Raw genomic sequence first — 20,153 nt, 5'->3', positions numbered from 1 at the left:
CCTAGCTGTTGCCGCGGACGAAGCGGGCGGCTTCCTCGGCCGCACGGCGCAGGGCGCGGCTCTTGTTCACGGTTTCCATGAATTCGGCCTCGGGGTCGCTGTCATAGACGACGCCGCCGCCGGCCTGGATATACAGGGTGCCGTCCTTTATCACGCCGGTGCGCAGGGCGATGCACATGTCCATTTCGCCGTTGGCGGCGAAATAGCCGACGCCGCCGGCATAGACGCCGCGCTTTTCCGGCTCGAGCTCGTCGATGATCTGCATGGCCCGGACCTTGGGCGCCCCCGAGACGGTGCCCGCGGGCATCCCGGCCAGCAGCGCCGACAGCGCATCCTCGCCCTCGCGCAGCTCGCCGACCACGTTCGAGACGATGTGCATCACATGGCTGTAGCGTTCGACGACGAACTGTTCGGTTGGGGCAACGGTGCCCATGCGCGCCACGCGGCCGACATCGTTGCGCCCAAGGTCCAGCAGCATCAGATGCTCGGCCAGCTCCTTCTGATCGGCCAGCAGCTCGGCCTCGAGCGCGCGATCCTCTTCGGGGGTGGCGCCGCGGGCACGGGTGCCTGCGATCGGGCGCACCGTGACCTGGCCGCCCCGCAGACGCACCAGGATTTCCGGGCTGGCACCGCAGATCTGGAAGCCGCCGAAGTTCAGGAAGAACATGAAGGGCGACGGGTTGGTGCGCCGGAGGCTGCGGTAAAGCGCAAAGGGCGGCAGCGGAAAGTCCATCGTCCAGCGCTGGCTGGGCACGACCTGAAAGATGTCGCCGGCGCGGATGTATTCCTTGGCCTTCTCGACCGCCCGCAGATAGGCGTCCTTGCTGAAATTGCTGCGCAACTCGCCGATCTTCAGTTCCTGGCCGAAGGCGCGCGGTTCCTGCGGCTGGCGGTCCAGCGCCCTCAGCGCCTCCATCACCCGCTCGGCGGCCTGGGCATAGGCGGCGCGGGCGTTCAGCCCGGGCTGTTGCCAGGCGGGCGCGCACAGCAGCACCTCGCCCTTGACGCCATCCAGCACAGCCACCACCGATGGCCGCATCAGCATGGCATCGGGCAGACCCAGGGGATCGGGGTTGATATCGGGCAGATGCTCGACCAGCCGGATCATGTCATAGCCCAGATATCCGAACAGCCCCGCCGCACCCGCCGGCACGCCCTCGGGCATGTCCATGCGCGATTGCGCGATCAGCGCCCGCAGGCTCTCCAGCGCCGGGCGGGGATCGTCCTCGAATTCATCGCTGTAACGGGCGTTGCGATTGATGCGGGCCCTCTGGCCCCGACATTCCCAGATCAGGTCGGGTTTCATGCCGACAAAGGAATAGCGGCCACGGATCTCGCCACCGGTGACGCTTTCCAGGATGAAGCTGTTCGGGGCAGCCTCGGCCAGCTTCAGCATCAGGCTGACCGGGGTGTCGAGGTCTGCGGCCAGGCGGATGGTCAGCAACTGGTTGCGGCCTTCGGCCCAGCCTTGCTCGAACAGGGAAAACTCGGGGGAAATATCCATCAGGGCATCTGGGCATTGACCGCATCGACAGCGGCCTGGTTGACGGTGGCGCCACTGCGGGACTGCAACGCCCGGGCGAAATAGTCGAACACATCCTGGTAAAGCGAATCGGTCAGCCGGCCCTTGATGCCATCGCTGATCTGGGACAGTTCGGCGCCCTGCCCCGCAGCGGGATTAATCTTGTCCAGAGTGACCAGGAAAACCCGGTTTTCCGCATCGATTACCTCGGTTTCGCCCGGCTCGCGGATGGCGAAGGCCTGCGTCACCAGATCCTGCGGCACACCATTGATATGGCCGCCGCGCGCCAGGCCGGTGGCAGACTGGGCATCGGCCATGATCGGGGGCGCAGCCTCTGCCGCAGCCGCGGCAGCCGGGGCCTGCGCGCCCGCCTGTCCCTTGGGGGTGGCGCCCGGCACGGGCGCCGCCGTCGGGCCCGGCTCGACGCCGGGCATGGCGGCAGCCTCAGCCTGAACGCGGCGTTCCTCGGCAAGCGCCAGCAGATGGCGATGGGTCTCGTTCTGGGTCCAGTCCTCGACCACGCGCGCGCGCACCTGATCCAGGGGCAGCAGCTCCGGCGGCTTGATCTCGTCCAGCCGCAGCGCCAGCACGCCGCCATCCTCAAGCTCGATCAGCTCGGGAAAATCACGCTCAGTCAGCTGGGCGGCGCGCTGGCGGAATTCGGGATAGGCCGCGATGCTGTTCGGCTCGGGCTCGGATTGGGCGGTCCATTCGATCTGGCCCAGTTCCAGCGGGGTGTCGCGGGCCAGATCCTCCAGCGTGGCGCCGCCCGCCAGTAGGTCGGCGAAATCGGCCGATTGGTCGTCGATCTGGCGTCGGGCGCGGTCGATCGCCGCCTCGATGCGCAGATCGTCGCGGGCCTCGTCGAAGGAAATATCCACCGGTTCCAGGATCGCATTCATCGAGAACAGCGCCGGTCCCAGATCAGAACTGGCCGGCCCGACGACGCCGGGCTGATCCAGCGCGAATACCGCCTCGCCTGCGGCGCCAAGCTGCGCCTGCGTCACCTCGCCCAGGTCGATGTCGGCAAGCGTCAGCCCGCGCTCGGCTGCCAGCTGCTCGAAACTGACCTCGCCCTTGTCCAGCCGCGCCTTGGCCTCTTCGGCGGCGGCGACAGTGGGGAATACCAGGCGCTCGACCATGCGGCGTTCCGGCTGCTGGAACTCGTCAAGGCGACTGTCATACAGCGCCCGCAGCGCCGCCTCGTCGACCTCGACCTTGCCCTCGAGCATTTCGGGCGTCAGCCAGACATAGGTGATCTTGCGCCGCTCGGGCGCGGTGAAGCGGGCGGCATTGGCCTTGTGCCATGCCTCCAGGGTGGCATCGTCGGGGGTGGCGACCGGGGCGGGCAGGTCGGCGGCGGTCAGTTCCAGCCAGCGGATGTCGCGCGTTTCCAGCAGCCATTCGGCACTGCGCCGGGCCACGGCATCGGGGGCGCTCACGCCCGACAGCACCGCAGCTTGCAGGATGCCGCGCGCCACGTCCATGCGCAGGTCATGCTCGAACTCGGCCTCGCGCAGGCCCTCGCGCCGCAGGGTGTCGGCATAGATATTGCGGTCGAACTGACCGTTCATGCCGCGAAACGCGGGGGATGCGGCGATCTGCTCGCCCACGGTCCGGTCACCGGCCGAAACCCCCAGCCGCAGCGCTTCATCCTCGAGCGCGGCGGCGATGAACAGCCGCGACAGCGCCGCCTGATCCAGCCCCAGGCTGCGAGCCTCGGCCGCGGTGACCTGACGGCCGGTGCGGGCCGAAAATTCCTGCATCTCGTTGCGCAGCATGCGGGCATAATCCTGCGAGGACACATCGACCGCGCCGACCTGGCCGACATCGCTGGTGCCGCCCGAAAAATTGGTGACGCCAAAGCCGCCCAGCCCCAGCACCAGCATGCCCATCAGCAGCCATACGATCGTGGATTTGCCCTTGCCGCGCATGATGCCATTGCCCCGTATGCTGTTCTTGTCGCCGCAAGTCTTTAGGGTGCCACGGCCCTGCGGGCAAGTGCCGCAGCATTCGGGACGGCCCGAGCGGCTTCACAATCGGGCGCTGCGGCCCCCGGTGGGGCTCAGGGCCGGAAATCGGCCAGCCGTCGCAGCAGTTCGGCGATGCCCGCACGATCGATATTGGCAAAGGCGATGCGCAGCGACCGCGCCGCCTGCGGATCGCCCGCCGGCATGAACATGTCGCCGGGCAGCAGCAGCACCCCGGCCTCGCGCACCAGCCGCGGCGCCAGATCTGCCGAATCCACATCCCAGGGATGTTCGGCCCACAGGAAATAGGCGCCGCAACCCCTGACCCGCCACCCCGGCAGGCTCGCCATGCCCTGGCGCATCGTCCCGGCGCGCGCCAGGATTTCGGCCCGCTCGGCCGCCAGCCAGTCGTCCAGATGCGCCATGCCCCAGCCGGCGGCGATCTGGCCCAGCTGGTTGGCACAGATGGCCACCGTGTCCAGGAACTTCTCGATCTGGGCCAGGCGCTCGCGCCCGGCGATGATCGCCCCGACCCGATGTCCGGTCAGCCGATAGGCTTTCGAGAAACTGTAGAGATGGATCAGCGTATCGGTCCAGTCGGGCCGCGTGAACAGATCATGCACTGGTTCCGGCCGGCTGTCGAAATCGCGGTAGGTCTCGTCCAGGACCAGTGCAAGGCCGTGGGCGCGGCACAGATCGTGAAAGCCGCGCAGGACCCATGCCGGATATTCGGCCCCGGTGGGATTGTTGGGACTGACCAGCGCGATGGCGCGGGTGCGCGGCCCGATCAGCGCGGCGGCGCGCTGCGGGTCGGGCACCATGTCGGGGCCGCAATGCAGGCCAATGGCCCCGATCCCTTGCATGTCCAGCCACATCTTGTGATTGAAATACCATGGCACCGGCAGGATCACCTCGTCCCCCGACGCCGCAAGGGACTGGATGGCGGCGCAGAATGCCTGGTTGCAGCCCTGGGTGATCGCCACCTGATCGGCGGCGATGCCGCCCCCATAGGCCGCCGACCAGCGCCGCGCTACCGCTTCGCGCAGATCGCGCCGGCCCAGCACCGGACCGTATAGATGCGCCTCGGGCTGTTCCAGCGCCGCGCGGGCAATGGCTTCGCGCAGCGCCAATGGCGGCGGCGCCACAGGTGCAGCCTGGCTGACATTGATCAAGGGCCGGTCGGACGGGAACTCGACGCCCTCGAGCCAGCGGCGCGCCTGCATGACCGGCGGGGCAAAGGTGGAGTGCAGTGCAGGGTTCACCGGCATCATTGCGACAGGTCCATTACGGTTGCAGACGCAGGGCACCGAAATCGGGCGGGGTCGACAGATCCGGCGCCGCGGCTTCCTCCCTCTCGGGAATAGCGTCGGTCCGGGCCGGAGCCCGATCGGGCTGCGCGTCGGATGCAACCCGTGCAGGCTCGATCTGTCGCACCGTGGGCGTCTGCCGGACGGGCATTGCGTCCGCAGAGATATCGGCGGGACGCAGCGGCAAAGGCTGACGGGTCGGTGCGGCATCGGGCAACGGTCGGGCTGTCAGCGAATCGTGCGGCTCGCCAGCCGCCTTGATCCGCAGCTGCCCATCGCGAACTGCCGGGGATTGCGCTGCCGCATCGGGGCGCAGACCCGCAGCATCATCGCGCGGCGGGCCGCTTTCATCCGCGCCGCGCGGTGCCAGCGTGCCCGGCACCGAGCGGGTTGGCGGGGCAGCAGGCGAATCGGGCATTCGGGGGGGCAGATCGGTCGGGCGCGCAAAGCCCGAGCCTGCGGGCAGATCCAGGCTTTGCGCAGGGGTCTGCGCCCCTGTCTGCACCCCTGTCTGGGCGCCGACTGCGAGGTCAGGCGCCTGGGCCGGCGCGGGATCGGGCAAGGGCAGAGCATCCTGCGCCCCTGGCGACAGGGCGGGCTGCGGCACGGGCAGCCGTGGCGGCGGCAACAGGACAGCGAGCCCCGCCAGCGTCAGCGCGCCCAGCAGTGCCCCGTGAACCAGCCCCGACGCAAATCCCCTTGCCATGCCCGACCGCCCCGCATTCTGCCCCGCGCCCGCGCGGCGGGCCGGTTTTTCTTGCCCCGCGGGCTTGACCCTGCGCGGGGCTTTGGCCCATCTATAGCCGCAGATTTTCCCGGGTTCACCCCCCAATGCAAGCCGCCCCGGCGCCAAGGCTCGGACCATGATCCTGCTCATCGACAACTATGACAGCTTTACCTGGAATCTGGTCCATTACCTGGGCGAGGCCGGGGCCGAGGTCGTGGTGCGCCGCAACGACGCGCTCGACGTGGACGAAGCCCTGGCCATGGGCGCGCAGGGCATCGTGGTCTCGCCCGGGCCGTGCAGCCCGGCCCAGGCCGGCATCATCGTGCCGCTGATCCGCGCGGTGGCCGAAACCGGACTGCCGCTTCTTGGCGTATGCCTGGGCCATCAGGCGATCGGCGAGGCTTTTGGCGGCAAGGTCGTGCGCGCCAATCGCATCGTGCATGGCAAGACCGATCAGGTCAGCCATGACGGCACCGGCGTGTTCGCCGGCCTGCCCTCGCCGCTGACGGCGACGCGCTATCATTCGCTGACGGTCGAACCCGAGACCCTGCCCGAAAGCCTGCGGGTGACGGCGACCACCGCCGACGGCACCATCATGGGGCTGATGCACCGCAGCCTGCCGATCGAGGGCGTGCAATTCCATCCCGAATCCATCGCCTCGGAATACGGCCACGACATGATCCGCAACTTCCTGCGCCGCTGCACCAACCTGGACCGCGCCGCATGACCACCGGCGCCACCGACATCCGCCCGCTGATCGGCCTTGCCGCGACGCGCCCGCTGACCGGCGACGAGGCCGAGGCCGCCTTTGGCGCCCTGTTCGAGGGCGCGGCAACCCCCGCCCAGATCGGCGGGCTTCTGATGACGCTGCGGGTGCGCGGCGAAACGGTCGAGGAGATGGCCGCCGCCACCCGGGCCATGCGCGCGCGCATGCATCGCATCAGCGCACCCGCGGGCGCCATCGACATCGTCGGCACCGGCGGCGACGGCAAGGGCACGCTGAACATTTCCACCGCGACGGCCTTCGTGGTCGCCGGCGCCGGCGTGCCGGTGGCCAAGCACGGCAACCGCAACCTGTCGTCGAAATCGGGTTCGGCCGATGCGCTGACTCATCTGGGCCTCAACGTGATGGGCACGCCCGACCTGGCCGAACGCGCCCTGGCCCAGACCGGCATCTGCTTCATGATGGCGCCGGTGCATCACCCGGCAATGCGCCATGTCGGGCCGGCGCGGGCGGAACTGGGCACCCGCACCATCTTCAACCTGCTGGGGCCGATGACCAACCCGGGCGGAGTGCGCCGGCAGCTGACCGGCACTTTCGATCGCGCGTGGAACCGCCCCATGGCCGAAACCCTGCGCGAACTGGGCTCCGAGGCGGCCTGGCTGATCCATGGCGGCGACGGCACCGACGAACTTTCGATCGCCGCGCCCAGCTGGGTGGCCGAACTGAAGGACGGCCAGATCCGGGAATTCGAGATCGCCCCCGAGGATGCCGGCCTGCCCCGCCACCCGTTCGAGACGATCCTGGGTGGAAACCCGGCCCGGAATGCGGCGGCATTGCGCGCGCTGCTGGACGGCGCCAGCGGCCCCTATCGTGACGCGGTGCTGCTGAACGCGGCCGCCGCGCTGCTGATCGCAGGCACCGCGACCGACCTGCGCCAGGGCGTGGAAATTGCCCGCGAATCGATCGATAGCGGCAAGGCTCGAGCCAAGCTGGCAGCGCTGACGGCGCTGGTCGGCGCCCCCGAGCCGCATCCCTGATGATCCCCCCGGCCTGGGCGGACCTGCCGTTCTTTACCGAGGATTGGCCCGCGATCGCGGCGCGGTTGCGCGACCAGGACTGGCTGCCGGGGCCGCAGCGCGTGTTCGCGGCACTGCATCTGACCGCACCGCAGCACGTGCGGGTGGTGATGCTGGGCCAAGACCCCTACCCTACCCCCGGCCATGCCAACGGGCTGGCATTTTCGGTTACGCCCGGAACCGCGCTGCCGCGCTCGCTGCGCAACATCTATGCCGAATTGCGCGAGGATCTGGGCGCGGCCCCTGCGAATGGCGACCTGAGCCAATGGGCGCGGCAGGGGGTATTGCTGCTGAATACCTCGCTGTCGGTTCTGCCTGGTCAGGCCGGCGCCCACGCGGGGCTGGGCTGGGACCGGCTGGCACGTCAGGCGGTGGCCCGGGCGCAGAGCGTGCGACCCTTGGCCTTTGTCTTGTGGGGCGCCCATGCGCAAAAGGCGCTGGCGGACCTGATCCGGCCGCAAGACCTGCTGATCGCCAGCGCCCACCCCTCGCCGCTGTCGGCGCGACGCGGCTTTTTCGGCTCGCGTCCGTTCAGCCGGGTGAACGCCTGGCTGCGCGAGCAGGGCGAATCGCCGATCGACTGGACCCTTTCCGAAGCCGCCCCCGCACAGTAAGACAGCATCATGGACATTCTGGATCGCATCAAAGCCTACAAGCTTGAGGAAATCGCCGCGGCCCGCGCCGCCCGGCCCCTGGCCGAGATCGAGGCCGAGGCCCGCGTCGCCACGCCGCCGCGCGGCTTTGCCCGCGCCCTGGCCCAGAAGGCCGCGACCGGCCACGCGCTGATCGCCGAAATCAAGAAGGCCAGCCCCTCGAAAGGGCTGATCCGCGCCGATTTCGACCCGCCGGCGCTGGCGCGCGCCTATCAGGCGGGCGGCGCCGCCTGCCTGTCGGTGCTGACCGACGGCCCCAGCTTTCAGGGCGCGCCCGGCTTTCTGACCGCTGCCCGTGCCGCCTGCGATCTGCCGGCGCTGCGCAAGGATTTTCTCTATGACCCCTATCAGGTGGCCGAAGCGCGGGCCTGGGGCGCCGATTGCATCCTGATCATCATGGCCTCGGTCGACGACGCGCTGGCCGCCGAGCTTGAGGACGCCGCCCGGCACTGGGGCATGGATGCGCTGATCGAGGTTCATGACGAGGCCGAGATGGAGCGTGCCCTGCGGCTGAAATCGCCGCTGATCGGCGTGAACAACCGCAATCTCAAGACCTTCGAGGTCAGCCTGGACACCACGCTGCGGCTGGCGCCGATGGTCCCCGCCGACCGTGACCTGGTCTGCGAAAGCGGGCTGTTCACCCCGGCCGACCTTGACCGCATGGCCGGGGCCGGCGTCCGCCGCTTCCTGATCGGAGAAAGCCTGATGCGCCAGCACGACGTCACCGCCGCCACGCGGCATATCCTGGGGCTGGCGGCATGAGCCTGACGCATTTCGACGCCCAGGGCCAGGCGCATATGGTCGATGTCTCGGCCAAGGCCGACACCGCGCGCGAGGCGGTCGCCGAAGGCCTGGTGCTGATGTCGCCCCAGACCCTGGCACTGGCCCAGGGCGGCGCGGCCAAGGGCGATGTGCTGGGCGTGGCCCGACTGGCCGGGATCATGGGGGCCAAGCGCACGTCGGACCTGATCCCGCTGTGTCATCCGCTGCCTATCGCCAAGGTCACGCTGGATCTGACACCGGATTCCGCCCTGCCTGGTGTCCGCGTCACCGCGACCGTGCGCACCACCGGCAAGACCGGCGTCGAGATGGAGGCGCTGACAGCGGTCAGCACCGCCTGCCTGACCATCTATGACATGCTCAAGGCCGCGCAAAAGGACATGCGCATCGAAGGCATCCGCCTGCTTTCCAAGACCGGCGGCAAATCCGGCGACTATCGCGCCCCGTGACGCGCCCGACGAAAGGCGATCCCGTGAAAGGCAATCCGATGATCAGCGTCGACGAAGCCCGTGATCTGGTGCTGGCCCTTGCCCGCGACCCGCAACCCGAGAACATCGCCGTGGAAATGGCCCTTGGCCGGGCCTTGCTGGCGCCGGCGGTGGCACGGCTGACGCAGCCGCCCTTCGATGCCTCGGCGATGGATGGCTATGCGCTGCGCGACGCCGATCTGCCCGGACCGCTGCAGGTCATCGGCACCGCGGCGGCCGGCGCCCCCTATGACGGACCGACGCCGGTCGGCAGCGCGGTGCGCATCTTTACCGGCGCCCCGGTTCCGGCCGGCTATGACCGCGTGGTGATGCAGGAACATGTCCAGCGCGAGGGCGACCGGATCACCGTCACCGACAGCAGCGGCGGCAAGAATATCCGCCCAAAGGGCAATGATTTTGCCGAAGGAACCGGCTTTGACCCCGCCCGCCCGCTGCGCCCCCGCGACCTTGGGCTGATCGCGGCGATGAACGTGGCCGAGCTCACAGTGGCGCGCAGGCCGCGGGTCGCGATCCTGGCCGGTGGCGACGAACTGGTGCCCCCCGGCGCCATGCCCGGCCCCGGACAGATCGTCAGCTCGAACGACATCGCCGTGGCCGCCCTGGCACGCGAGGCCGGGGCCGAGGTGCAGGTCTTGCCGCTTGCCCGCGACACGCTGGAAAGCCTGCATGCCCGGTTTGCCCAGGCGCGCGATCACGATCTGATCGTCACCATCGGCGGCGCCTCGGTTGGCGATCACGACCTGATCGGCCGGGTGGCGGCCGAACTGGGGATGCAGCGATCCTTCTACAAGCTGGCGATGCGGCCGGGCAAACCGCTGATGGCGGGCCGGATCGGCGATACAGCCATGCTGGGCCTGCCCGGGAACCCGGTTTCGGCCATGGTTTGCGCCGTGCTGTTCATGCAACCGCTGATCCGGGCCATGCAGGGCCTGCCACCGGGTCCGCAGCTGCAACAGGCGGCTCTGGCCCATGATCTGCCGCCGGAAGGCGACCGCCAGCATTATCTGCGCGCCGAGCTGATCGCCGGCGATGAAAGGCCGGAAATAGCCGCCTTTTCCGATCAGGATTCGGCCCGGCTGTGGCTTCTGGCGCGGGCCGACGCGCTGCTGCTGCGTCCCGCCCACGATCCCGCCCGTCGCCGGGGCGAGGTGGTCAGCTATATCGCGCTGTAATTAACCAGTCATTTACGCGAATCGGCTTAAAGATTGACGCAAGAGATTGGAGTCGCTAGAACATTCAAGGAACACGATGGAACCCGCAGCACGGCAGGGACAGACAATGCTGACCAGAAAGCAGATCCAGTTGCTTGAGTTCATTCAGGCACGCATGGCCCGTGACGGGGTGCCACCCTCTTTCGACGAAATGAAACTGGCGCTGGACCTGCGCTCGAAATCGGGAATCCATCGGCTGGTGACCGCACTTGAGGAACGCGGCTTCATCCGCCGTCTGCCGCATCGCGCCAGGGCGCTTGAAATCGTTCGTCTGCCCGACAGTCTCAGCAAGGGCAGCGGCTTTCAGCCGCGTGTCATCGAAGGCAGCGCGGCCGACCGAGCCGCCCGCCTGCCCCGCGGCGCGCTCGAAGTGTCGGTTTCGGCCGTGGACCTGCCGGTGATGGGCCGCATCGCTGCCGGCGTTCCGATCGAGGCGATTTCGGAGGTGTCGCACCATATTGCGGTGCCCGGCTCGATGCTTTCGGGCCAGGAACGCCATTATGCGCTGGAAGTGCGCGGCGATTCGATGATCGAGGCGGGGATCAACGACGGCGATGTGGTGGTGATCCGCGAGCAATCGACGGCGGACAATGGCGATATCGTGGTGGCCCTGGTCGAGGGGACCGAGGCGACGCTGAAGCGCTATCGCCGCAAGGGCGGAATGATCGCGCTCGAGGCGGCAAACCCCGCCTATGAAACCCGCATGCTGCCCGAGGAAAAGGTGCGCATCCAGGGACGACTGGTCGGTCTGATCCGCAGCTATTGAGTTGCGTGCAACCTGGGGCCGTTCACTTGCGCGGCAGATCATCCCCGCAGCGTTGCGGCCGCGGGCATGCTGCGCTAACCAAGCAGGAAACGCGATCGGTCAAGGAAAATCCATGCGCGCTCTGCTGTTCCGCTTCTTTGTCATGCTGATGATGCTGGCACTGCCGGCGCGGGCCTTCGATACCAACGCGGGCACGGCCTGGGTTTATGACGTGGCGACCGGCACGGTGCTGATGGAAAAGAACGCCAACGAGCCGCTGCCGCCGGCCTCGATGTCGAAGCTGATGACCATCTACATGCTTTTCGAGGCGCTCAAGGAGGGTCGGGTCACGCTTGAGACGCGGTTCCCGGTATCGACCAAGGCACGGCAGATGCAGGGTTCGACCATGTTCCTCAACGAACAGGACCGCCCCACGGTCGAGGAACTGATCAAGGGTATCATCGTGCTGTCGGGCAATGATGCCTGCGTGGTCGTCGCCGAAGGCCTTTCCGGCACGGAAGAGGCCTTTGCCCGCCAGATGACGGAACGCGGCAAGGCGCTGGGTCTCACCCATTCCACCTTTGCCAATGCTTCGGGCTGGCCTGACCCGCGTCACCGGATGTCGTCGCGCGATCTGGGCGTTCTGGCGCAGCGCCTGATCGAGGATTTTCCCGATCTTTACAGGAATTTCGCGCTTGAGGAATTCCGCTATGACAATCGCGCGCCCGCCAACCGCTACAACCGCAATCCGCTGCTGCGGCTGGGTATCGGTGCCGATGGACTCAAGACCGGGCACACCACCGAGGCCGGTTATGGCCTTGTCGGATCCGCAGTGCAGGGTGATCGCCGCATCATCTTCGTCATCTCGGGGCTGCCCAGCGACAAGGCAAGGGCCGAGGAATCCGAGCGTATCGTGAACTGGGCCTTCCGGCAATTCACCCTGCGCACGATCGTGCCCAAGGGTGACATCGTGGCCGAAGCGCCAGTCTGGCTTGGCAAGCGCGGCAAGGTCGGACTGACCACGGCCGATGGGGTGAAGGTGCTGTTGCCAGCGGGCAGCCAAGGCGATGTCACGGCCGAAGCCGTGTTCAACGGCCCGATCGAGGCTCCGATCAGCAAGGGGGACCGACTGGGCGAACTTGTGATCACCATCCCCGGCGCCGGCCAGTCAAGGATGCCGCTTTTCGCCGCCAGCGATGTGGCGCGCAGCGGGGTGCTGGGCCGGATACAAGGCGCAGCCCTGCGACTGGGTGACAAGGCGTTGCATTCCGTGCGCAATTGATCCTGGCCGCGCCCATGTTCATCAGTTTCGAGGGCATCGATGGGTCGGGCAAGTCGACTCAGGCCCGCCGTTTGGCCCAGGAACTGGCACGCCGCGGTCAGGACGTGGTCCTGACGCGTGAACCCGGTGGCAGCCCCGGCGCCGAAGAAATCCGTCGCCTTCTGGTCGAAGGCGGGGGCGAGAGATGGTCGCCGGAAACGGAATTGCTGCTCTTCACCGCCGCCCGGCGCGATCATGTCGAGCGGCTGATCCAGCCTGCGCTGGCCCGAGGCTCATGGGTGATCTCGGACCGGTTTGCCGATTCGACCCGGGTCTACCAAGGTCAGGTCCGCGCCGATCTGGCCAGCCTGGTCGAGGAGCTGCATCGTCTGACCATAGGGATCGAGCCCGATCTGACGCTGGTCATCGACATCGACCCGGGCGTGGCTTTTGCCCGTGGCATGGCGCGCGGCGGGCAAGAGGATCGCTTCGAGGCGCTTGGCCTGGAGTTTCAGGAAAAGCTGCGCGCAGGATTCCACCGCCTTGTCCGGTCGCATCCCGAACGGATGAGGCTGATCGACGGCACCGGCAGCGCCGATGAGGTCGCAGCGCGGGTTCTGGCTGCCCTGCCATGAGCGACGATGCCCTGATCGAAACCGACCGCGCCCCGGGCTGCCCGCATCCGCGCATGGCTGGTCGGGTGATCGGCCATGACGCGGCGGTGGCCGAGATCGTCGCGGCGAACCGCGCATCACGCTTGCATCATGGCTGGCTGATTTCCGGCCCGCGCGGCATCGGCAAGGCCACGCTGGCCTGGGCGATGGCGAAATGGCTGCTGTCGGGCGCGGAATCCGATGACCTGACGATCCCAAGCGACCTGCCCATCTTGCACCGGGTCATGGCGCTGAGCGAGCCGCGCCTGCATCTGCTGCGCCGCTCGGTCGACGAGCGTTCCGGCCGCGTGCGACAAGAAATTACGGTCGACGACGTGCGACAGCTGCATGGCTTCTTTCACCTGAGCGCGGCGGAAGGCGGCCGACGCATCGCGATCATCGATGCGGCCGAGGACATGAATATCGCCGCGGCCAACGCGCTTCTGAAGCTGCTGGAAGAGCCCCCGCGCCAGGCGCTGATCCTGATGGTGACACATCAGCCCGGGCGCCTGCTGCCCACGATACGTTCGCGATGCCGGGAACTGCGTCTGCAGGCCCTGCACCCTGATGCAATGGCCCGCATCCTGACGGATCTGGGCGTCAGCGAGGACGCGATGCGGTTATCGGCGCTGTCTGGTGGTTCGGCAGGTGAGGCAATGCGCCTGGCGCGACAGGGCGGGCTGGAGCTTTACGATCGACTGCTGGCGCTGATGGCCGATTTTCCCCGGCTGGACCGAAGCGCGGCGCTGGCGTTGGCCGAAGCTGCCGGGGCCAGCCCGGGGGCGGACGGCGATCCCTTCGACCTGATGCTGACGCTGCTGGACCGGCTGCTCAGCCGCGCGGCACGAACCGGTTTGCATAGGCCGCCGGACCCGGTCGCAGCAGCAGCAGAGCCTGCCGTTCTGACCCGCATGGCGCCCGACGAACGCGCGGCACGCCGCTGGGCAGTCGCCCAGGCCGAACTGACGGCGCGGGCACGGGCGGGCAGGGCAGTCAACCTTGACCCTTCTGCGCTGGTGTTGGATATGCTGATCGGGCTGGCAAAGCAGACCGGCGCCTGACGGAACCCGCCCATGTCCGATACTGCCCCCATCTGCCTGGTGGACAGCCATTGCCACCTAGATTTCCCCGATTTCGACGGCGAGACCGCCGATCTGGTCGCCCGCGCCCGCGCCGCCGGTGTCGAGCGCATGGTCACGATCTGCACCCGGCTGCGCAACGAACCCGCAATTCGCGCCTTGGCCAATGCGCATGAGGGGGTGTTCTACGCTGCCGGCACCCACCCGATGTATGCCGCCGAAGAACCGATGGCGACGGTCGATCAACTGCTGGCGCTGACGGCACATCCCCGCTTTGTCGGCATCGGCGAAACCGGGCTGGATTATCACTATACCGCCGACAGCGCCGCGGTGCAGGCCGAAAGCCTGCGCGTGCATATCGAGGCCGCGCGCCGCAGCGGCCTGCCGCTGATCGTGCATTCGCGCGACGCCGACCGCGACATGGCCCGGCTGCTGGAACAGGAATATCGCGTCGGGCCGTTCACCGCCGTGATGCATTGCTACACCAGCGGCCCGGAGCTGGCACAGACCGCGCTGGACTTGGGCTTTTACCTGTCAATGTCCGGAATCGCCGCCTTTCCGCGCTCGACCGAGATCCGCCAGATCTTTGCCGCAGCACCCGCCGACCGCATCCTGGTCGAAACCGATGCGCCCTATCTGGCCCCCCCGCCCTTTCGCGGCAAGCGCAACGAACCGGCCCATGTCGTCCATACCGCCCGCGTCGGGGCCGAGATCATGGGCATGAGCCTGGCCGAATTCGCCCGGCTGACCACCGCCAATTTCGACCGCCTGTTCACGCGGGCTGCGGCATGATCCGGGCGACGATCCTGGGCTGCGGCTCGTCTGGCGGTGTGCCGCGGCTGGGCAACCGCTGGGGCGAATGCAACCCGGACAATCCGCGCAACCGCCGCCGCCGCTGTGCGCTGCTGGTCGAGCGCCATGGCCATGACGGCGTGACCCGGTTGCTGATCGATACCGGCCCCGACCTGGTGCCGCAGCTTCTGGATGCCGGGGTCGGCGAACTGGACGCCGTGGTCTATACCCACGCGCATGCAGACCACATCCACGGCATCGACGACCTGCGCCAGATCGCCTTCAACATGCACCGGATGATGCCAGTCTGGGCCGATGCCGCGACCGCCGAGGCATTACAGACCCGCTTCGGCTATATCTTCCAGACCCCTCCCGGATCGTCCTATCCCCCGGTCTGCCGATTGCAGCCGATCTGCGGGCCGTTCGGCATAGATGGACCTGGCGGGACCATCGAACTGGCGCCCTTCGAGGTCGATCATGGCGACATCGATGCGCTGGGTTTTCGCATCGGCGGGTTGGAGGAAAGCCTGGTCTACCTGCCCGACGTGCTGTCGATCCCCGAAGAGGCCTGGCCGACGATCATGGGCTGCGATGTTTTCATCTGCGATGCGCTGCGTCGCACCCCGCATCCCAGCCACGCCCACCTGGCGCTGGCAGTCGAATGGATCGCGCGCTCTGGCTGCAGGCAAGGCATCATCACCAACATGCATATCGATCTGGATTACGACGCGGTGATGCGCGAAACCCCCGACAACGTCATTCCAGCGCATGACGGGTTGCAGATCGAACTGATATGACAGTCCTTTTCGATGTCATCCTGCCGGTCTTCATCGTCATCGGATTTGGCTATCTGGTCGCCTGGCGCAAGCTGTTTTCCGAGGTCGCGGTCGATGGGCTGATGCGCTTTGCCCAGAATTTCGCGGTGCCGGTGCTGCTGTTTGTCAATGTCGCACGGCTGGATCTGGCGGCTGATGTGAATGTCGGCATGTGGGTGGCCTTCTATACCGGCGCCTTCCTGTCCTATTTCATCGGCTGGGGGGTGGCGCTGCGCGGACTGGGGCGCAGCCCGACCGACGCGGTGGCGATCGGCTTCTGCTGCCTGTTTTCAAATTCGCTGCTGCTGGGCGTGCCGATCATGGAGCGCGCCTATGGCAGCCAGGCCCTGGCCGGTAACATCGCCATCATCGCGATTCACTCGCCGCTGCTTTACACCTTTGGCATCACCATGATGGAGGTGACGCGCGCACGCGGCCAAAGCCTGTCGGCCGGCCGCATCGCCATGCGGGCGCTGTCGGGGGTGCTGCACACCCCGCTGATCATCGGCATTCTGGGCGGGCTGTTGATGAACGTGCTGATGCGCGCGGGGCTGGTAATGCCGCAGGGCTTCTGGGCAGCCGCCGACATGATGGCGCGGGCGGCGCTGCCGGCGGCGCTGTTCGGATTAGGTGGGGTGCTGTGTCGCTATCGCCCCGAGGGAGACGGCATGGCGATTGCGCTGTGCTGCCTGTGTTCTCTGATCATCCACCCCACCGTCACCTTTGCGCTCGGGCATCTGTTCCAGCTGCCCCCGGCGCCGCTGCGCTCGGCGGTCATCACCGCCAGCATGGCACCGGGGGTCAACGCCTATCTATTCGCCTCGATCTATGACGCGGCCAAGCGGGTCTCGGCCTCGGCGGTGCTGGTGTCGACGGCGCTGTCGATCGTCACCATCTGGTTCTGGATCTCGGTCCTGCCGTAAGGCTATTGCGGGCTCAGCCCGCGCAGCCGTTCGGAACGGCGGCGCAGCAGCTCGACCGTGGTCAGCAGCGCGATGGAAAAGATCACCAGAAGCGTCGCCACCGCCAGGATCGCCGGCGAGATCTGTTCGCGGATGCCGTTCCACATCTGGCGCGGGATGGTCTGCTGATCGGGACCGGCGATGAACAGAACCGCCACCACCTCGTCGAACGAGGTGACAAAGGCAAACAGCGCCCCCGAGATCACCCCTGGCAGGATCAGCGGCATCGTCACCCGAAAGAAGGTGGTGCGCGGGTTGGCCCCCAGGCTGGCCGCCGCCCGCGCCAGCGACTGGTCGAACCCGATCAGCGTGGCGGTCACGGTGATGATGACAAAGGGAATGCCCAGCGTCGCATGCGCCAGGATCACCCCCAGATAGGTGCCGGCCAGCCGCCCACAGCTGGGGTTCAGCCCGATCCATGTCAGCGGCTCGCAGGGGTTGGAATAGAAAAAGAACATGCCGGTGGCGGTAATGATGATCGGCACGATCATAGGTGAAATCAGCACCGCCATGATGATGCGGCGATAGGGCATTTCCGGCCGCGACAGACCCAGCGCCGCCAGCGTGCCCAGAACCGTCGCCAGGATGGTCGAGAAGAAGCCGATGATCAGCGAACTCTTTGCCGCCTGCACCCATTTGGCGTTCTGCCACACGTCCCACCACCAGGCAGCATCGCGCGGCGCATCTGCCCGCACCATGCCAAAGGTCAGCAGGCTATCATACCATCGCAGCGAATAGCCATCAGGATCCAGTGACAGCATCTTGTCGGTGAAGGTGAAGTAGGGCTCGGCATTGAAGCTGAGCGGGATCACCACGACAATCGGCGCGATCAGAAAGAAGAAGATCGCGGCGCAGATCGCCAGATAGGCATAGTGCCAGGCTTTTTCCAGCGGCGTGGCATAGGTCGGAAGCGCCATCGTGTTTACCCCAGCTTCAGGTTGTCGATGCCGACAAGGCGGTCATAGAGCCAGTAAAGGATCAGCACCCCGGCCAGCAGCAATGCCGCCAGGGCCGCCGCCATGGACCAGTTCAGCGTCTGGGTCATGTGCATCGCGATCATGTTGGAGATCAGCTGCCCGGTCGAACCGCCGACCAGCGCCGGCGTGATGTAGTAGCCGACCGCCAGAATGAACACCAGCAATGCCCCGGCCCCCAAGCCAGGCAGGGTCTGCGGGAAATAGATGCGCCGGAACGCGGTCCAGCTGGTCGCGCCCAGCGACCGTGCCGCACGGACATAGGACGGGTTGATGGTGCGCATCACCGAATACAGCGGCAGGATCATGAACGGCAGCAGGATATGCGTCATGGCGATAATGGTGCCGGTCTGGTTGAAGATCATCTGCAGACGCGACCCGTCCCCGATGATGCCCAGCCAGACCAGGATGTCGTTGACCACGCCCTGCTGCTGCAACAGCACCATCCAGGCTGTCGTCCGCACCAGAAGCGAGGTCCAGAACGGCAGCAGGACCAGGATCATCAGCAGGTTCGATTGTCGCATGGGCAAGGTCGCCAGAAGATGCGCGATCGGAAAGCCCAGAAGGAAGGTTGTTCCGGTGATGACCAGCGACAGCCAGAAGGTGCGCAGGAACAGCTTCAGATAGATGCGTTGCTGTTCGGGCGCCTGCACGATCTGGCCCTGCTCGTCACGGGTGCGATCCATGGCGGCAAGATAGAAGTTGCCGGTATAGGGCGAGGCGGCCTCGCGCATCACCGACCAAAGCCGTGCATCCCCCCATTTGCGATCCAGCGCCAGCACGGCGTCGCGATAAGGCGGCTCCAGCCCGTCGCGCAGCTTGCGCCCGGCCGAGGTGAACAGCGATCGCGTGCCCGGCATGTCGTAATTGATCCGGGTGCCGACAACACCAATGGTGCGATTCTGCGCGGCCGCAGTCAGGTCCGCGGCCAATGCGGCCCAGGCAGCCTCATCCGGTTCCGTGCCGCGGGGGTTTTCGGCGAACCAGGCGCTGAGCTGCGGCATGTTGGCCGAAAAGCCATCGTTCTTGACCGATCGTTGCAACATCTGCCCGATCGGCAGCACGAAGGTGATCAACACGAACAGCAGCAAGGGCAGCACCAGCAGAAAGGCACGGCGACGCGCCCGGCGCGAACTGCGCGCCAGCGCCCGTGCCAAAGGCTGGCCGTCGGCTGTCCTCAAGCCTCCGTCGGTATCGACGCCGCCCGCCTGGGTGGCGATGGCAGCATGGGGGTCCAGCGCATTGGCCATTCCGATCCCTTCCCCGAAGAAAAGTCACATCGGCCACGGCCCGGGCACGCCGGGCCGTGACTTGGGCCGCTCAGTTCGCGGCCAGCCAGCTGTTAAACCGCTCGGACAGTTCGGCGGAGTGATCTGCCCAGAACTCGGGATCATCCATCACCGCGGTTTTCATGTATTCGGGATTAGTGGGCATATAGGGCCCCATCTCGGTCTTGCCGTCCTGATACAGCCCCACAAGCGCCGCCGAGGACTTCCGCGCCGGGCCATAGGCGATCCATTTGGTCTGATCGGCCAGCCGCTGGGTGTCGGTGGCGAATTTCAGGTATTCCATGGCCGCTTCGGGGTTGGGCGAGCCCTTGGGAATGGCGAACATGTCCATGTCCATGTATTGCCCGTCCCAGATGATCTCGAAGGGCTTGCCCTCGCCGACCATGGCATCGAAGAAGCGGCCGTTGTAGCCGGTGGCCATGACCACCTCGCCATCGGCCAGCAGCTGCACCGGCTGGGCGCCGGCCTCCCACCAGACCACGTCCTTCTTGATGCTGTCCAGCTTGGCAAAGGCGCGGTCGACGCCTTCCGGGGTCGACAGCTGTTCATAGATCTGGTCGGGGGCGACGCCATCGGCGATCAGCGCCAGATACAGCGTGCGCTTGGGATTCTTGGGCAGGCCGCGTTTGCCGGGGAATTTCTCGGTGTCGAAGAAATCCTTGGCCGACGAAGGTTTTTCGCCGCTGAACTTGGTGGTGTCAAAGGCGATCACGGTGCCCCAGAAGATATTGGCGACCGCGCAGTCCTGAAGGGCCCCGTCGATGAAATCCTCGGCCGCGGGCGTCCCATCGGGCGCAGGCGGCAGGCTGGCGGGGTCGATTTCGACCAGTGCGCCCTCGTCGCACAGGCGGATGGCGTCCGACACCTCGATGTCGAACACGTCGCCGGTGATGTTCTTGGCCTCGACCTGGGCTTTCAGCGGGGTTGCCGGGTTGTCGGCGGCAATCATGTTGACCTTGATCCCGGTCTTTTCGGTAAAGGGCTTGTTATAGGCCTCGACCTGGGACTTTTCATAGGCGCCGCCCCAAGAGACGACATTGACCTCCTTGTTCTGGGCCTGTGCGGCCAGGCCCAGGCTGCACAGGGCCGAGGTCAGGATCAGTATACGACGCATGTTTCACTCCT

The 20,153-nt window shown here is 66.9% G+C and carries 20 protein-coding genes; 13 read left to right on the top strand and 7 right to left on the bottom strand.

Annotated elements, in window-relative coordinates; all coding sequences use genetic code 11:
- Position 1: 1 nt before the first annotated feature.
- From trpE to GB880_RS06775, 4 genes are all read right to left on the bottom strand, one after another.
- Positions 2–1,504 (bottom strand): anthranilate synthase component I, encoded by a 1,503-nt coding sequence (gene trpE, locus GB880_RS06790; RefSeq protein ID WP_154490769.1) that lies wholly within the window; start codon positions 1,502–1,504, stop codon positions 2–4.
- Entirely contained in the window at positions 1,504–3,456 is a 1,953-nt protein-coding gene (locus GB880_RS06785) for a peptidyl-prolyl cis-trans isomerase (RefSeq protein WP_263466984.1), read from the bottom strand. The genes trpE and GB880_RS06785 overlap by 1 nt, the downstream gene beginning before the upstream one ends.
- A gap of 131 nt (positions 3,457–3,587) precedes the next feature.
- Positions 3,588–4,763 carry an aminotransferase gene (locus GB880_RS06780; protein WP_154492461.1) on the bottom strand — a complete coding sequence of 392 codons (1,176 nt, stop codon included), beginning with the start codon at positions 4,761–4,763 and terminating at the stop codon, positions 3,588–3,590.
- A 13-nt stretch (positions 4,764–4,776) separates the two neighbouring features.
- Positions 4,777–5,505, bottom strand: a complete 729-nt coding sequence (locus tag GB880_RS06775) for a hypothetical protein (RefSeq protein ID WP_154492459.1) — start codon at positions 5,503–5,505, stop codon at positions 4,777–4,779.
- A gap of 157 nt (positions 5,506–5,662) precedes the next feature.
- Between GB880_RS06775 and GB880_RS06770 the strand changes: the two genes are divergently transcribed.
- The 13 genes from GB880_RS06770 (at position 5,663) to GB880_RS06710 (ending at position 16,726) form a co-directional block, all read left to right on the top strand.
- On the top strand, positions 5,663–6,253 hold the full coding sequence (locus tag GB880_RS06770) for an anthranilate synthase component II (protein ID WP_154492457.1): 591 nt from the start codon (positions 5,663–5,665) through the stop codon (positions 6,251–6,253).
- Positions 6,250–7,287 (top strand): anthranilate phosphoribosyltransferase, encoded by a 1,038-nt coding sequence (gene trpD, locus GB880_RS06765; RefSeq protein WP_154492455.1) that lies wholly within the window; start codon positions 6,250–6,252, stop codon positions 7,285–7,287. The genes GB880_RS06770 and trpD overlap by 4 nt, the downstream gene beginning before the upstream one ends.
- Positions 7,287–7,940: a uracil-DNA glycosylase gene (locus GB880_RS06760; protein WP_154492453.1), complete on the top strand. Its 654-nt coding sequence runs from the start codon at positions 7,287–7,289 to the stop codon at positions 7,938–7,940. Before trpD ends, GB880_RS06760 begins: the two co-directional genes overlap by 1 nt.
- Before the next feature lie 9 nt (positions 7,941–7,949).
- Positions 7,950–8,741 carry an indole-3-glycerol phosphate synthase TrpC gene (gene trpC / locus GB880_RS06755; protein WP_263466983.1) on the top strand — a complete coding sequence of 264 codons (792 nt, stop codon included), beginning with the start codon at positions 7,950–7,952 and terminating at the stop codon, positions 8,739–8,741.
- Positions 8,738–9,208, top strand: a complete 471-nt coding sequence (moaC, locus tag GB880_RS06750; RefSeq protein ID WP_154492451.1) for a cyclic pyranopterin monophosphate synthase MoaC — start codon at positions 8,738–8,740, stop codon at positions 9,206–9,208. Before trpC ends, moaC begins: the two co-directional genes overlap by 4 nt.
- 38 nt (positions 9,209–9,246) lie before the next feature.
- Entirely contained in the window at positions 9,247–10,419 is a 1,173-nt protein-coding gene (locus GB880_RS06745; RefSeq protein ID WP_154492449.1) for a molybdopterin molybdotransferase MoeA, read from the top strand.
- Positions 10,420–10,525: 106 nt separating this feature from the next.
- Positions 10,526–11,224 carry a transcriptional repressor LexA gene (gene lexA, locus GB880_RS06740; protein WP_154492447.1) on the top strand — a complete coding sequence of 233 codons (699 nt, stop codon included), beginning with the start codon at positions 10,526–10,528 and terminating at the stop codon, positions 11,222–11,224.
- Positions 11,225–11,336: 112 nt separating this feature from the next.
- Positions 11,337–12,485 (top strand): D-alanyl-D-alanine carboxypeptidase family protein, encoded by a 1,149-nt coding sequence (locus tag GB880_RS06735; protein ID WP_154492445.1) that lies wholly within the window; start codon positions 11,337–11,339, stop codon positions 12,483–12,485.
- A gap of 14 nt (positions 12,486–12,499) precedes the next feature.
- Complete coding sequence (gene tmk / locus GB880_RS06730; protein ID WP_154492443.1) at positions 12,500–13,099, top strand: dTMP kinase; 600 nt, start codon at positions 12,500–12,502, stop codon at positions 13,097–13,099.
- Complete coding sequence (locus tag GB880_RS06725; protein WP_154492441.1) at positions 13,096–14,178, top strand: DNA polymerase III subunit delta'; 1,083 nt, start codon at positions 13,096–13,098, stop codon at positions 14,176–14,178. The genes tmk and GB880_RS06725 overlap by 4 nt, the downstream gene beginning before the upstream one ends.
- A 12-nt stretch (positions 14,179–14,190) precedes the next feature.
- Positions 14,191–14,988: a TatD family hydrolase gene (locus GB880_RS06720; protein WP_154492439.1), complete on the top strand. Its 798-nt coding sequence runs from the start codon at positions 14,191–14,193 to the stop codon at positions 14,986–14,988.
- Positions 14,985–15,785, top strand: coding sequence for an MBL fold metallo-hydrolase (locus GB880_RS06715; RefSeq protein WP_154492437.1), 801 nt, complete (start codon positions 14,985–14,987; stop codon positions 15,783–15,785). The genes GB880_RS06720 and GB880_RS06715 overlap by 4 nt, the downstream gene beginning before the upstream one ends.
- The gene (locus GB880_RS06710; protein ID WP_154492435.1) at positions 15,782–16,726 is read left to right on the top strand and encodes an AEC family transporter; all 945 of its coding nucleotides are present in this window, start codon (positions 15,782–15,784) and stop codon (positions 16,724–16,726) included. The genes GB880_RS06715 and GB880_RS06710 overlap by 4 nt, the downstream gene beginning before the upstream one ends.
- 2 nt (positions 16,727–16,728) lie before the next feature.
- Here GB880_RS06710 and GB880_RS06705 read toward each other — a convergent pair whose 3' ends face one another.
- The 3 genes from GB880_RS06705 to GB880_RS06695 all read right to left on the bottom strand — a co-directional run bounded on the left by GB880_RS06705 (position 16,729) and on the right by GB880_RS06695 (position 20,142).
- Positions 16,729–17,682 carry an ABC transporter permease gene (locus GB880_RS06705; RefSeq protein WP_154492433.1) on the bottom strand — a complete coding sequence of 318 codons (954 nt, stop codon included), beginning with the start codon at positions 17,680–17,682 and terminating at the stop codon, positions 16,729–16,731.
- A 5-nt stretch (positions 17,683–17,687) separates the two neighbouring features.
- Positions 17,688–18,989: an ABC transporter permease gene (locus GB880_RS06700; RefSeq protein WP_154492431.1), complete on the bottom strand. Its 1,302-nt coding sequence runs from the start codon at positions 18,987–18,989 to the stop codon at positions 17,688–17,690.
- 70 nt (positions 18,990–19,059) lie between these two features.
- Entirely contained in the window at positions 19,060–20,142 is a 1,083-nt protein-coding gene (locus GB880_RS06695; RefSeq protein ID WP_154492429.1) for an ABC transporter substrate-binding protein, read from the bottom strand.
- Positions 20,143–20,153: the final 11 nt, after the last annotated feature.

It is taken from the genome of Paracoccus sp. SMMA_5_TC, assembly GCF_009696685.2.
Taxonomy (GTDB): Bacteria; Pseudomonadota; Alphaproteobacteria; order Rhodobacterales; family Rhodobacteraceae; genus Paracoccus.
The sequence above is the reverse complement of the archived record's forward strand: the minus strand, read 5'-3'. Positions and strand labels throughout refer to the sequence as shown.